The 13,790-nt window shown below is 72.5% G+C and carries 14 protein-coding genes; 11 read left to right on the top strand and 3 right to left on the bottom strand.

Annotated elements, in window-relative coordinates:
- Positions 1 to 89: 89 nt before the first annotated feature.
- Positions 90 to 1,010, bottom strand: a complete 921-nt coding sequence (locus ABT171_RS41225; protein WP_351252045.1) for a LysR family transcriptional regulator — start codon at positions 1,008 to 1,010, stop codon at positions 90 to 92.
- A gap of 115 nt (positions 1,011 to 1,125) precedes the next feature.
- Here ABT171_RS41225 and ABT171_RS41220 point away from each other — a divergent pair, with 115 nt between their 5' ends.
- The 6 genes from ABT171_RS41220 to ABT171_RS41195 all read left to right on the top strand — a co-directional run bounded on the left by ABT171_RS41220 (position 1,126) and on the right by ABT171_RS41195 (position 8,048).
- Positions 1,126 to 2,256, top strand: coding sequence for a diaminopropionate ammonia-lyase (locus ABT171_RS41220; protein WP_351252043.1), 1,131 nt, complete (start codon positions 1,126 to 1,128; stop codon positions 2,254 to 2,256).
- 58 nt (positions 2,257 to 2,314) lie between these two features.
- On the top strand, positions 2,315 to 2,926 hold the full coding sequence (locus ABT171_RS41215; protein ID WP_351252041.1) for a LysE family translocator: 612 nt from the start codon (positions 2,315 to 2,317) through the stop codon (positions 2,924 to 2,926).
- Positions 2,927 to 3,134: 208 nt separating this feature from the next.
- Positions 3,135 to 3,800 (top strand): acetate uptake transporter, encoded by a 666-nt coding sequence (locus ABT171_RS41210; protein WP_351252039.1) that lies wholly within the window; start codon positions 3,135 to 3,137, stop codon positions 3,798 to 3,800.
- Between the two features lie 292 nt (positions 3,801 to 4,092).
- Positions 4,093 to 5,997, top strand: coding sequence for a molecular chaperone HtpG (gene htpG, locus ABT171_RS41205; protein WP_351252038.1), 1,905 nt, complete (start codon positions 4,093 to 4,095; stop codon positions 5,995 to 5,997).
- Between the two features lie 150 nt (positions 5,998 to 6,147).
- Positions 6,148 to 6,804, top strand: a complete 657-nt coding sequence (locus ABT171_RS41200; protein ID WP_351252036.1) for a helix-turn-helix transcriptional regulator — start codon at positions 6,148 to 6,150, stop codon at positions 6,802 to 6,804.
- A gap of 68 nt (positions 6,805 to 6,872) precedes the next feature.
- Entirely contained in the window at positions 6,873 to 8,048 is a 1,176-nt protein-coding gene (locus ABT171_RS41195; RefSeq protein WP_351252034.1) for a DSD1 family PLP-dependent enzyme, read from the top strand.
- Between the two features lie 102 nt (positions 8,049 to 8,150).
- On the opposite strand, the gene ABT171_RS41190 is transcribed toward ABT171_RS41195, so the two are convergent.
- Positions 8,151 to 8,945 carry a PIG-L deacetylase family protein gene (locus ABT171_RS41190; protein WP_351252032.1) on the bottom strand — a complete coding sequence of 265 codons (795 nt, stop codon included), beginning with the start codon at positions 8,943 to 8,945 and terminating at the stop codon, positions 8,151 to 8,153.
- Between the two features lie 33 nt (positions 8,946 to 8,978).
- On the opposite strand from ABT171_RS41190, the gene ABT171_RS41185 reads away from it, so the two are divergent.
- Positions 8,979 to 9,614 (top strand): DUF1345 domain-containing protein, encoded by a 636-nt coding sequence (locus ABT171_RS41185; RefSeq protein WP_351252030.1) that lies wholly within the window; start codon positions 8,979 to 8,981, stop codon positions 9,612 to 9,614.
- Here ABT171_RS41185 and cpt read toward each other — a convergent pair.
- Positions 9,528 to 10,130, bottom strand: a complete 603-nt coding sequence (cpt, locus tag ABT171_RS41180; RefSeq protein ID WP_351252047.1) for a chloramphenicol phosphotransferase CPT — start codon at positions 10,128 to 10,130, stop codon at positions 9,528 to 9,530. The two genes, ABT171_RS41185 and cpt, sit on opposite strands and share 87 nt — an antisense overlap.
- A gap of 652 nt (positions 10,131 to 10,782) precedes the next feature.
- Between cpt and ABT171_RS41175 the strand changes: the two genes are divergently transcribed.
- Genes ABT171_RS41175 through ABT171_RS41160 form a run of 4 tightly spaced genes read left to right on the top strand, consistent with a single transcriptional unit; the run spans position 10,783 to position 13,666 of the window.
- Positions 10,783 to 11,487 (top strand): response regulator transcription factor, encoded by a 705-nt coding sequence (locus ABT171_RS41175; RefSeq protein WP_351252028.1) that lies wholly within the window; start codon positions 10,783 to 10,785, stop codon positions 11,485 to 11,487.
- Positions 11,484 to 12,941 (top strand): sensor histidine kinase, encoded by a 1,458-nt coding sequence (locus tag ABT171_RS41170; protein WP_351252026.1) that lies wholly within the window; start codon positions 11,484 to 11,486, stop codon positions 12,939 to 12,941. The genes ABT171_RS41175 and ABT171_RS41170 overlap by 4 nt, the downstream gene beginning before the upstream one ends.
- 57 nt (positions 12,942 to 12,998) lie before the next feature.
- Entirely contained in the window at positions 12,999 to 13,403 is a 405-nt protein-coding gene (locus ABT171_RS41165; protein WP_351252024.1) for a hypothetical protein, read from the top strand.
- Positions 13,403 to 13,666, top strand: coding sequence for a hypothetical protein (locus ABT171_RS41160; RefSeq protein WP_351252022.1), 264 nt, complete (start codon positions 13,403 to 13,405; stop codon positions 13,664 to 13,666). The genes ABT171_RS41165 and ABT171_RS41160 overlap by 1 nt, the downstream gene beginning before the upstream one ends.
- Positions 13,667 to 13,790 lie beyond the last annotated feature (124 nt).

The following is a 13,790-nucleotide window of genomic DNA, read 5'->3' as shown; positions in this document are numbered from 1 at the left end:
CCTGCTGAGGTGCTGGACCGGCACCTGCACCACCTGCGGCCGACCCCTGCCGACCAGCAGAACCAGAGCCAGAACCTAACGAAGCACTACTAGGGCAGGTCGGAGCGCAGGGCGACCGCACGGCGCAGGGCCTCTCGGCAGGCGCGGACGCCGGGGTGCCGGCTGCGGCCGCGGCGTACGACCGTGAAGATGCGGCGAGTGCGCTGCCCGCGGGGCAGTCGCCGCAGGGCCACGGTCGGAGCCCGGCCGTCCCAGACGAGGGCCGGCAGGAAGGCCGCGGCGTGTTGCTGCTCGACGAGGCGGAGGTGCAGCAGCAGGTCAGTGGTCTCGAACCGTACGTCGGGTTCGAAGCCGGCGTTGCGGCACAGGGTCATGGCCCAGTGCCGGGCGGCCGTGTCCTCGGGCTCCATCACCCAGGGATGGCTCGCGAGCGAGCGCAGGACCGCCAAGGAGCCCTGGCCGCCGGCGCCGTGGACGGATTCGGGCAGGGCGAGGTGCAGGGCGTCCTCCAGCAGATCCTCCTGTTCCAGTTCGGCGGGCCGCGGGTTGGGGTTGCCGGGGTATTCCTCGGCGAGGACCAGGTCGAAGTCACGGGCCTGCAGGGCGGGCAGGGCCCTTTCCGGTTCCATGTGGGTGACGTGGACGCGCAGGCGCGGGTGCTGCTCGCGCAGCAGGCCGAGTGCGGTCGGCACCAGGGCCAGGGCGGCGGTCTGGAACGAGGCGATGCGCAGGGTGCCGGTCAGATCGGTCAGGGAGGCGGCGATGTCCGCCTCCGCGCGCTCCAGGCGCTCCAGGACCGCTTCGGTGTGGGCGACGAGGATCTCGGCCTGTTCGGTCAGCCGCACCCGCCGCCCCACCGGTTCCAGCAGCGGGACGCCGACTTCGGTTTCCAGCTGGGAGAGCTGCTGGGAGACGGAGGACGGGGCGTAGGACAGCGCGGCGGCCACGGCCGCCAGAGTGCCGCGGTGCTTGAGTTCACGCAACAGCCGCAGCCGGTGCAGGTCGAACATCGCCGGCCCACCTCCCTCGTCGTCGAGGACAGCGGCGAACAATCGGTTTCTCCGACGACTACCGATCGGAAACATGTGCTGGACCGATCGTACGAGAGCCACGGATCCTCTTCGTGTGTCCGAGAACTCCTCCCGCCCTCCTGCGCTGCCGTGGTGGGTGCGCCCGGGTGTGCCTGCCTGGCGGTGCGCCCCCGCATCCGCCGAGGCGCGGGTCTTCCACGCCGCGCTGCCCGACTACGCACCCACGCCGCTGACGGAACTCCCGGAACTGGGCGCAGAGTTGGGGGTCGGCCGGGTCTTCGTGAAAGACGAGTCGTGCCGTCTGGGACTGCCCGCCTTCAAGGCGCTCGGCGCGTCGTGGGCGGTCCACCGCGTCCTCGCCGAGCGGGCCGCCGGCGGCATGCGGACCGACCCGGTCACCTTCGTCACCGCCACCGACGGCAACCACGGCCGAGCGGTGGCCCGTATGGCCCGCCGGCGCGGCCAGCACGCCCATGTCCTCGTCCCGCAGGGAGTGCATCCGCGGGCGGTCGCGGCGATCGTCGACGAGGGGGCGAAGGTCACCGAGGTTCCGGGGCCGTACGACGAGGCGGTACGGCGTGCGGCCGAGGCGGCTGCCGCGCCGGACGCGGTGCTGGTCCAGGACACCGCCTTGCCGGGGCATGAGCGGATCACGGGGTGGATCGTCGAGGGGTACGCCACGCTCTGCGCGGAGCTCGACGAGCAGCTGGCGGCCCAGGGGGTGGCGGACGGGCCGGACCTGGTCTCCGTACCGGTGGGCGTGGGCTCCCTGGCCCAGGCCGTCATCACCCACTACCGCGGCCGCGGCCGCGGACCCGCTCCGGCGCTGCTGGCGGTGGAGCCCGAGGCCGCCGCCTGTGTCCTGGCCAGCCTCACCCGGGGCGAGGCCGTCGGCGTCACCACCGGCGAGACCGCCATGGCCGGGCTGAACTGCGGCACACCGTCGAGCCTGGCCTGGCCGTACCTGCACGGCGGGCTGGACGCCGCCGTCGCCGTCTCCGACGGTGCCGCTTCCCGGGCGGCCGCCCGTCTCGCGGCTCTCGGCGTCTCCTCGGGCCCCTGCGGGGCGGCGGCGCTCGCCGGCCTCCGTGCCGCGCTCACCGGGGCGGGCGCCGACGCCCGCCGTACGGCACTGGGGCTCGACACCACCTCGGTGATCGTGCTGCTGAGCACCGAGGGCACGTCCGCAAACCCCCACCACGCGGCTGGAAGGGCCCTGAGTTGAACCGACGCACCCGCACGAAGTCCGCGCCGGCCGCTCGTCCGGGGAGGGGTCCGGAGGCATGCTGACCCATCTCGCGGCGGCGATCGGCGTCCTCGGCCTGCTGACGATCGCGCCCGGACCGGACATGGCGGTCGTGACCCGCAGGGCCCTGGAGGCCGGTCCGGCGGACGCGCTGCGGACCGTCGCCGGGATCGCGACCGGGCTGCTGCTCTGGGGCGCGCTGACCGTGGCCGGGCTCGCAGCCGCGCTCGCCGCGGCCCCCGCGGCCTGTCAGGTCGTCAAGCTGCTCGGCGCCGCCTACCTGGTGTTCCTCGGCGCGCAGGCGCTGCGGCAGCACCGCCACGCCGCACCGCACACCGGGACCCCCTCCAGGGGCGGAAACCCATGGCGGACGGGACTGATCAGCAACGTCCTCAATCCGAAGATCGCCGTCTTCTACACCGGGCTGCTCCCCGCACTGGCCCCGCCGCACACGCCGGCCGCCTGGGCGATGACCCTCCTCGTCCTCCTGCACGTCGCCCTCACCGTCACCTGGCTGGGCGGATACACGCTCCTGCTGGCCAAGGCCGGGCCGTTCCTGCGGAGACCCCGGGTGCGTGGTGCGCTCGGCCGTACGACGGGCGTCGTACTGATCGGGTTCGGCCTGGTCGTCGCGGCCACGGCGGGCTGACCCGCGCACACCGCGCACCGCCCCGGTCCGGGGTGGGCTGACAAAGGGACCCGGAAAGGGCTAACGAATACGGCAAATGGGTACTTTTCGTAAAGGTTAGACGCAGGCGGCACGCGAGTGCCGTCAGCCCGCCTCGGGGTTCCGACCAGCACGTTCACGGGCTCGGTGAGCGTCGGCTGCTGGTGCTCTGGTCGAAGGGATGCCGGACATGAACGAGGACACGAGGAGCCTCCACCCGGAGCGGTCACTCGCGGACAGCCCGCGCCCGACGGGAACGGGCGACCCGGCCCCGCTGGGCCTGGCCGGGTTCGCCCTGACCACGTTGCTGCTCTCGATCGTCAACACCCACCTGCTGACGGAGCCCGCCGCCATCGTGCCGGTGCTGGGCCTGGCCGCCTTCTACGGCGGACTCGCCCAGTTCGTCGCCGGTCTGTTCGAGTTCCGCCGCGGCAACACGTTCGGCGCGACGGCGTTCGTCTCGTACGGGGCCTTCTGGCTGACGTACTGGTGGATCGCACCGCGCCTGGCATTCGCCGGTGACGCACACAACGCGCTCGGCCTGTTCCTGCTCGGGTGGGCGATCTTCACGGCCTACATGGCCGTCGCCGCGCTGCGGGTCAGCCTCGCCGTCCTGCTGGTGCTGGTGCTGCTCGCGCCCACCTACCTCTTCCTGGCCATCGGGGCCTTCCAGACGGGAGCGGAGCCGCACGCCCTGACCCAGGTCGGCGGATGGTTCGGTATCGCCACGGGACTCGTCGCCTGGTACGCGTCGGCGGCGACCGTCATCAACGAGTCCCACGGCCGCACCGTCCTGCCCGTCGGACACCGCCGGCCCGGCACGGCGCCGCCGCCACGGGGCGAGCGCCTCCCCTGAGGTGCTGCGGGCGGGCATGCCCGGAGTCGTCAGGACCGACAACGACGCCCTGCGGCCTGATCGACCACCCGGTCGACACCGAGTCGACGGCCCGCCTGCACGGCTTCCGACGGGACCACGGGCATGACGCGGCGAACAGACATCGGCGTACCACAGCACATCGAGCTGCCCGACTCCCTCTCGCGGGGTCTGGATCCAGCCACCGACGCGGTATTGCTGCAGGCTCCTGACATGGTGTTTTACAGTGGCGGCATCAGCTTCCGGCGATAACACCTGTGAGGAACACGCGAACATGCCGACTGAAACACTTGAGTTTCAGGTAGAGGCCCGTCAGCTGCTGCAGCTGATGATCCACTCGGTCTACTCGAACAAGGATGTCTTCCTGCGGGAGCTCGTCTCCAACGCCTCCGACGCGCTGGACAAGCTGCGTCTCGAAAAGCTGCGGGACGACTCGCTGGACGCCGATGTGTCCGATCTGCACATCGAGATCGACATCGACAGCGACGCCCGCACCCTCACCGTGCGGGACAACGGCATCGGGATGTCGTACGACGAGGTCGGGCAGCTCATCGGCACGATCGCCAACTCCGGCACCGCGAAGTTCCTCCAGGAGCTGCGCGAGGTCAAGGACGCGGCCGGGGCGGAGGGGCTCATCGGCCAGTTCGGCGTCGGCTTCTACTCCGGCTTCATGGTGGCCGACGAGGTCACCCTGGTGACCCGGCGCGCCGGCGAGAGCAAGGGCACCCGCTGGACCTCGCGCGGCGAGGACACGTACACGCTGGAGCCGGTCGACGACGCGCCGCAGGGCACGTCGGTCACGCTCCACCTGAAGCCCGCCGACCCGGAGAACCAGCTCCACGACTACACCTCCCCGTGGAAGATCCGGGAGATCGTCAAGCGGTACTCGGACTTCATCACCTGGCCGATCCGCATGGTCCCGGAGAGCTCTTCCGGCCAGGACGACAAGGCACCCGAACCCGAGACGCTGAACTCGATGAAGGCCCTGTGGGCGCGCCCGCGCGACGAGGTGTCCGACGACGAGTACCACGAGCTGTACAAGCACACCGCCCACGACTGGCGCGACCCGCTGGAGACGATCCGGCTGCAGGCCGAGGGCACCTTCGAATACCAGGCTCTGCTGTTCCTCCCCGAGCACGCGCCCCACGACCTGTTCACCCGGGACTTCAGGCGCGGCCTGCAGCTCTACGTCCGGCGTGTGCTGATCATGGACGAGTGCGAGGCGCTGCTGCCGCCGTACCTCCGCTTCGTCAAGGGTGTCGTCGACGCGGCCGACCTCTCGCTCAACGTGTCCCGCGAGATCCTCCAGCAGGACCGGCACATCGAGATGATCCGGCGACGGCTGACGAAGAAGGTCCTGTCCACGGTCAAGGACATGATGGCCAAGGACCAGGAGCGGTACACCACGTTCTGGCGGGAGTTCGGCACCGTCCTCAAGGAGGGACTGGTCACCGACCCGGAGAACCGCGACGCCATCCTCGCCTTCGCCTCCTTCGCGAGCACGCACCACGACACCGAGCAGACGACGCTCAAGGGTTATGTGGAGCGGATGAAGGACGGGCAGGAGGACATCTACTACCTCACCGGCGAGTCCCGGCCGAGCATCGAGAACTCCCCGCACATGGAGGCCTTCCGGGACCGGGGCATCGAGGTGCTGCTGCTCACCGACCCCGTCGACGAGGTGTGGGCCGACGCCGTCGGCGAGTACGAGGGCAAGAAGCTGCGGTCCGTCGCCAAGGGGCAGATCGACCTCGACGCCACGAGTGAGGACAAGGGCGAGGGCGAGCGGGAGAAGCAGAGCGAGGAGTACGCCGGGCTGCTCGGCTGGATGAAGGAGCAGTTGGACGAGGACATCAAGGAGGTGCGTCTGTCCTCCCGCCTCACCGTCTCCCCGGCCTGCGTGGTCTCCGACGCGAACGACCTCACCCCGGCGCTGGAGAACATGTACCGCGCCATGGGCCAGGAAGTGCCCCGCGCCAAGCGGATCCTGGAGCTCAACCCCGACCACCAGCTGGTGAAGGGCCTCAACCAGGCGTACAAGGAGCGCGAGGACCGCACCGCGCTGACGGAGACCGCCGAAGTCATCCACGGCCTCGCGGTGCTCGCCGAGGGCGGCCAGCCGAAGGACCCGGCCCGCTTCGTCAGGCTGATGGCGGACCGCCTGGAACGGGCGCTGTAACCCCGGTCGCACGACATCGGCGGCCTGCCCGGGGAGCCGGGCAGGCCGCCGATCGCGTACGGCCCCGGCGGCTGGACAAACACGGAGTCTCATCTAGACTGCTCATCCAGAGATGGACAATCAGTCCAAGAGCTTGGTGGAGGGCTTCCCGTGGACCAGGCGGCACACAGGGCGACGGCCTCCGCCGAGGCCGACGAGCACCTCATCCGTGAGGCCGAGAAGATCGCCGTAGCGCTGGGCCGCATGTTCCCGGGGCTGTGCGAAGTCGTCCTGCACGACCTGCGCGATCCGCAGCACGCGATCCGGGCGATCGAGAACAACCTCTCCGGCCGCCGGGTGGGGGACTCCGCCACGGAGCTGGGACTGGCCCGCATCGAGGACCCCGACTACCCCAGCGTCATCCAGAACTACCCCAACCAGTTCCCCGACGGCCGCCCGGCCAAGAGCACGTCCATCGGCATCAAGAACGCCGCGGGGCAGTACGTCGCGGCCCTCTGCCTGAACCTGGACGTGTCCGTCCTGTCCCCGGTGACCCTCGCGCTGTCCAACCTGGTGGCCACCGGGACCGAGCACCGCGAGCAGCCCCTGGAGACCCTCCGGGACCGCAACGCCCGCGAACTGCGCCGGGCGGTGGAAGCCCGTGCCGCGGAGCGCGCCACGACCCCCAGATCACTGAGCCGTGAGGACAAGAAGGCCCTCGTGCGGCAGTTGCAGCGCGACGGCTACTTCGACTCCCGCGACGCCGCCCAGACCATCGCCGACCTGTTGGGCGTCTCCCGGGCCACGGTGTACAACTACGCCAAGTAGCGGCGGCACTTCATGACCACCGAGCGCACGGCGCGACCCGTCCGATCCTGAAGGAGCTGGAGTTCCCCGTGAACACCCCAGTGAACACCGCCGTGAACACCCCAGCGACCCTGGCCGACCCGGACACCCCGTTCGCCGTCGTCGACATCCACACCGTGCGGCGCAACATCGCACGCCTCAAGGACCGGGCCGACGGGCTCGGGGTCACCCTGCGCCCGCACGTGAAGACGGCCAAGAGCCTCGACGTCGCCGCCCTCCTGCACTCCGGCACGCCCTGCCCGGTGACGGTCTCCACGCTGGCGGAGGCCGAGGCGTTCGCCGACGGCGGCTACACCGACATCACCTACGCCGTCGGCATCGACCCCCACAAACTCCCGCGTGTCATCGCGCTGTTGCGCCGCGGTGTCACGCTGCGCATCCTGCTCGACAGCGCCGAGCAGGCGACGATCGTCGCCGAAGCCTCCCGCCGGGCGGGCATCCCGCTGCCCAGCCAGATCGAGATCGACTGCGACGGCCACCGCGGCGGACTGAGGCCCGATGACCCCGCGCTCCCCGAGATCGGCCGCGTCCTGCACGACGCGGGCTGCCTGGACGGCGTCCTCACCCACGCGGGCGAGTCCTACTCCGCCCACACCGCCGAGGAACAGCGCCTGGCGGCGAAGAACGAACGCGACACCGCCGTCGCCGCCGCGGAACGGCTGCGCGCGGCCGGCCTGCCCGTGCACATCGTCAGCGTGGGCTCCACACCCACCGCCCACGCCGCCGAGGACCTCACCGGCGTCACCGAACTGCGCGCGGGGAACTACGTCTTCTTCGACCTGGTCATGGCCGGGCTGGGGGTCTGCCGGATCGAGGACATCGCCCTGTCGGTGGTCGTGACCGTCATCGGGCACCGCCCCGAGTACGGATGGATCATGACCGACGGCGGCTGGATGGCCATGTCGCGCGACCGCGGGACCGCCGCACAGGCACAGGACCAGGGCTACGGCCTGGTCGCCGACCTCGCCGGCCACCTCATCCCGGGCCTGGTCATGACGGCCGCGAGCCAGGAGCACGGCACCCTCACGGCCCGCGACGGCGCCGAACTGCCCCACCTGCCGGTGGGCACCCGCCTGCGCATCCTGCCCAACCACGCCTGCGCCACCGCAGCCCAGCACCGCGGCTACCACATCGTCGACGGCACACACCGCGCCGGACCGGCACCGGCGATCGAGCATGTCTGGGAACGCGTCACCGGCTGGTGAGCATCGGCTGCGCACCGCCGCAGCGACGATGACACCGGCGAGCGGTGCACCAGTGCCGCGCCCCCGAGAACGGAACGTATGTGGACGCGCCCGGAGCCGACGCTAAGAGGTGGAGCGGAAGAGGCCCGCGACGGCATCGCCCGAAGCCGCCGCGCGGGCCTCCACGAACCATTCCCGGCCGAGCAGCCAACCGAAGACAGGGACCGGCAGACGAACCAGCACCCTCAGCACGGCGGCGAGCCGGCCCGTGCCCGAGACCTGCGAACGGTGGGCGGCCAGAGCTGCCCGCTTGCGTGCGGCGAAGCGCCGGACATCGACGGTGTGCGTGATGGCCGCGCGCGGGGTGTAGCAGGTGCGCACCGCGTCCGGGTCGAACCGCAACGGGATCCCCAGCACCCGCACCAGCTTCACCAGGCGCGCCACCGCGTCACGCGGAAGGGTCGCCTCCAGCACACGGGGCACCCCGGCCAGTTCGGCGGCGCGTCGGCCGACCTCATGCACCTTGACGTGGTCGCGGTGGCCGTATCCGCCGCGTGCGTCATAGCTGAGGAGCAGGCCCACGTCCTCCTCGCGGAGGAGGGCGGCCAGCCGTTCGGCCGCCTCCTCCGTGCCGGCCCGCACGAAGCGTGCCCGGTCCGGCGGATCGGGGTAGAGGATCGCGCCGTGACCGCTGTCCGCATACCCGAGGTGCACCACGCGCTGCACACCCAACGCGGCAGCGCTGGCGCGGAGTTCGGCCAGACGTGGCGTCTCGCCGTCCGGCGCGGCGTCCATGACGCCGTCCGTGGCGACCACGACCACCACGCGGTGCCCCTCGGCGGCGGCCCGCGCGAGCGTGCCGCCCGTCAGGAGCACCTCGTCGTCCGGGTGGGCGTGAAAGGCCAAGACGGTGGTCATGAGGCCATTCTGACGCCGTTATCGTTGTGTCGCATGAGCAAGTGGCTGCCGCTGTCCGCGGTTCCCAGGCTGGCCGGCGCGGTGGTCGTCGGAGCGGCGGTCGGTGCGGCCGTCGGTGTGGCGACGCGGCCGCCGCTGGGGATCCTCGCCGGCACCGCGGCGACGCAAGCCGTCTTCGTCGCGACGGGCTGGCTGGTGCTCTGGCCGATGGACGCCGCCGCGACCCACCACAACGCCCGGCGTGAGGAGCTGCGGCCCCTCGTGGAGGAGCTGGTGGTGGTGGCCGCCTCGCTGTGCGGGCTGGTCGGGATCGTGGTGCTGCTCCTCCTGAACGGTTCCGGATCCGGTCGTGCCGCTGCCCCGACCGCGCTCGCCGGTGTGTTCCTGGCCTGGGCGGCACTGCACCTGATGTACGCCACCCGCTACGCCCACCTCTACTACGACGCGCCCGCCGGCGGGATCGACTTCAACAACGAGCAGCCGCCCGCCTACCGGGACTTCCTCTACTTCAGCTACAACCTGGGCATGACCTACCAGGTCTCCGACACCGCCGTCTCCAGCCCGATGGTCCGCGAGGTCGTGCTACGGCACACACTGCTGTCCTACGTCTTCGGCACCGGCATCCTGGCGACCACCCTCAACCTGGTCGCGAGCATGGTCACCGGCTGACACATGTGCGGCGATGGTCCGTGCGCACTCCATCGACTCGGTGCGCGTGGTGTCCACTTCCAGGTCGTAGGCCACGCCCCGGTGGACCACTTCCGCCTGGGCGGCGGCCATGCCGATGGTCCGGTCGCCTCGGGCGACCTCACGGCCCGCGGCCACCGCGGCGTCACACCTGACACCGACCCACAGCACCCGCAGGTCACCCAGGGCATTCCGCCATCGCCGCTGTGAGTACGCCCCGCCGAGGAAGACCTCGTCGACGATGACCCGGGCGCCCGCACGGGCCATCGCGGCGACCCCCTCGATCCAGGCCGCCTCCACCGTCCGGAACTCCGGCCCGACGCTCACCTCTCCGTCCGGAGCGAACTCGATCCCACCGGCCGATGTGTGCAGGGCGGGTGGCATCGCATCGACCAGTGTGTCCGTCCCGAGCGCCAGCCACGGATCCGGCAGCACGGCCTGCAGGCACCGGACGATCCCCGACTTCCCCGAGCTGGAACCACCGTTGACCACGATCACCTGAGTCGTCACCGCGCCACGGTAGAGGCGTCCGGGCTCCGCTCACAACGGATTTCGCGGCGGGACACCCCGGCCGCGCACGGCTTCCGGGCGTGTCTGCGGTGCCGGCCGTACCGGATGGCCGGGCCGATCGCCAGTGACACTTCCGAACTGCCGTGCAGGGCGGTACAGATCCGCCGGTGGCCGAGGTGGCGTTCGCGTCCGGGTTCGGGTTCGGCAGCGTACGGCGGTTCAACCGGGACACGCGGTCCCTGTTCCGGACCTCGCCGCCGTCCGCGCGGTGATCGCGGCCGGTGTGACCGGCCGGACTGGTCCGCCGCGGCCCCCTGCCGGTCACTGACGTGGCCCTCGGTCGACCAGCACCCGTCCGGCCCCGGCCCGGCGGTTCGCTGACGATCAAGACGCTCAGCTCCGACCGGCTCGACCGGGACGCCTCCGGGCGGGTCCGAGCAGGGGAACGCCCGACTGCGCGGTTTCGACGCCCCTGCGGATCGGCCACGGCCACGATCGGCCGGCCGTTCCGTTCGAGCAGGGGGCGAGGACGTCGACGCTCTGTGCCGCGCGCCCCACAGCTTCCGGACGGTCGTCGCAGGGGAGCCGGCACGGGCGGCCGGGACAGGACGTACCCTGTCCGGGCGATGAGGGAGGGCGCATGAGGGACAAGGCGTGCCCCGGTGCGGTGCTGGTCGTCGACGACGACGCGGCGATCCGGCGGTCGCTGGAGCGTGGCCTGAGGCTGAACGGCTTCCTGGTGCGGACCGCGGCCGACGGGCCCGGGGCGCTCACCGCGATCGAGAAGGAACCACCGGACGTCCTGGTGCTCGACGTGTCGATGCCCGGTATGAGCGGTATCGAGGTGTGCACGCGGCTGCGCGACCGGGGACGGGACCTTCCGGTCCTGATGCTCTCCGCCCTCGACGAGACCGCCGACCGTATCGCCGGACTCCAGGCGGGCGGCGACGACTACCTGGTCAAGCCGTTCGCCCTGCAGGAACTGGTGCTGCGGCTGCACGCCCTGCTGCGCCGCCGTCCGCCCGCCGACCGCGGGGTGCTGCGGGTGGCGGGCCTGTTCATCGACCCGGCGGCGCGCACCGCCGAGCGGGACGGTCACCCGCTGGATCTGACCCGCCGCGAGTTCGAACTCCTTGAGGTGCTCGCCCGCAACGCCGGCCTCGTCCTGACCCGCGACCAGCTCCTGGAACGCGTGTGGGGCTACGACTTCGACGTGCGCACCGACGCCGTCGACACCTTCGTCAGCTATCTGCGGCGCAAGCTGGAGGCGGACGGACGCCCGCGGCTGATCCACACCGTGCGCGGAGTCGGCTTCGTGCTCAGGGAGGCCCGGGACACGCCGTGAGACTCTCCACCCGTATCGGCCTCGCCGTCGGCTGCACCGTCCCGCTGCTGGTCCTGGCCTCCGGCTGGCTGCTGCTGCACCTGGTCGCCCGGGACCTGCACCGCACCGAGGACCAGCATCTGCGCGAGCGGGCCGCGGCCGTCGCCCCGGACGCCCGGTCGCTGCTGCGGGCCTCGCAGAGCGGCCGGCCCAAGGCCGCCGACACCAGGGAACGCAAGCTGTTCAGCGCGGCCCTCGACGTCGGCGTACGCGTCGTCGGACCGGATGCCGACTTCCGCGGCGGCCCCCAGCCCGGCCCGTCCGTGGCTCTTCCGCCGCGGCCCGTCGGCCCCGTCACCGTCCGCGACGGCGCCCGCGGCTGGCGGGCTCTGGCCCGGCCCCTCCGGGGCACCACCGGCACCCTGTGGGTCTTCTCGACCGACACCGCCGACCGCACCCAACTCCGGCTCGTGCGGCGCCGCGTGGTCCTCGCCGCGCTCCTCGCCGCGCCCCTGTCCGGCCTGCTCGCCTGGGGCCTGGCCACCGGCGCGAGCGCCCCGCTGCGCCGCCTCACCCGCCGTACCGCCGGCCTCGACCCGCGCGCCAGCAGCGCCCGGCCGGCCGACCGGCGCACCGGGGTGACCGAGGTCGACGAGCTGGCCGCCACCCTGCGGACCGTCCTCGCCCGCTACGACGAACAGGCCGCCCGCACCGCCGAGGCCCTGGACACCGCCCGCTCGTTCTCCGCCGCGGCGGCGCACGAACTGCGCACCCCGCTGATGAGCATGGGCACCAACCTCGACATCCTCGCCGACCACCCGGGCCTGCCCGCAGCCGACCGCGCCGAGGTCCTCGCCGATCTGCGGCGCGAACACGCCCGGCTGCTCGGCCTGTTGGTGATGCTGCGCGAGCTGGGCCGGGGTGATCTGGTGGAGGCGGAGGCGTTCCGCCCCGTCGACCTCGCCGACGTGGCGGACGCGGCCGTCGCCGAGGCCCGCCGGCGGGCCCCGGACGCCGAGATCGCCCTGGACGCCGCTCCCGGGCTCACCGTGCACGGCTGGGTGCCGGGCCTCAGGCTGCTGCTGGACAACCTGCTCGGCAACGCCCTGGCCCACGGACGGGACGCGCGTGGCCGGGCCCGGGTCCGGGTGGGCGCGAGCGCCACCGCGGACCAGGTCGTGATCACCGTGGACGACCGTGGGCCCGGCGTGCCGCCCGCCGCCCGCGGCCGGATCTTCGAGCGGTTCCAGCGGGGCCGGGACAGCGCCGGCTCCGGGCTCGGCCTGACCCTCGTCGCCCAGCAGGCGGCGCTGCACCGGGGGAGCGTCACGGTGACGGACGGACCCGGCGGGGCCGGTGCCCGCTTCGCCGTACGGCTGCCCTCGGGCGGCGGCGGGCTGCCGGACCGGCGGGACTGGCTCATCGGCACAGCCGGGGCAAACCGGTCACAGAGTTTCCCCAAGGACGCTCCCTAGCCTCCTCCGCGACGGACGGCAGACCTGGTCGTCCGCCGGAAGTGAACGGAGAGGCAGATGAACGTACGACGACGCACGCGCACGCTGCTCGCGGGGCTCGCCGTGACGGCGGTCCTGGCGGGAGCGGCGGGGACCGCCTCCGCGGCCGACGGCACGCCCACCGCCAAGCCGGCCGGTGACGGGGCCCACGCACTGTGCAAGCGGGTGCCGAAGATCGACCACCGGATCGAACGGGCCCTGAAGCGGCTCGACGCCGGAGCCGGCACGCGGGGCTCGGTGGCGCGGCTGCAGAAGCGGGTCGACAACGCGAAGAAGGCGGGCCGCACGGAGATCGCCACTTTCCTCCAGGACCGGCTGGAGTTCCGCAAGTCGCTGCGGACCAGCCTGGAGCAGCGCCAGAAGGACCTGGCGGCCGTCAAGACGTGGTGCGCGGCCAACGGCAGCGGTAAGGCGGCGAGCTGATGCGGGCCCGGCGCCGGAGCCTGACGCTGGCGGCGGCCACCGTGCTGGTGGTGGGGCTCGGCGCGGGCTGCGCCCACCACGACGGCGCCTCCCCGAAGGCGACGCCCGACGCCGCGTCCAGCACCGTGCCGCCCGACGCCGCGTCCACCACGGCGCCGTCCGCCGGGCCCTCGCAACTGGCCGAGATGCGGAAGAAGGTGAACGCGGCCGAATCCGCGGCCGCCGCGGCCGACCGGGACGCGGCGGGCACCGCCGACCGCTGACCCGCGCGGGGAGCGCCGCGCGGCGCTCCCCGCCCGCCCCCGCCGGCCGGCCGGGGTGGGGGGTGCCGCCCACAGGCGCCGGGCGCCCCCCGGCGCACACCGGGCAAGACCGGGGGGAGGTGGC

The organism is Streptomyces sp. NPDC001851 (genome assembly GCF_040297165.1).
Classification (GTDB): domain Bacteria; phylum Actinomycetota; class Actinomycetes; order Streptomycetales; family Streptomycetaceae; genus Streptomyces.
The sequence above is the reverse complement of the archived record's forward strand: the minus strand, read 5'-3'. Positions and strand labels throughout refer to the sequence as shown.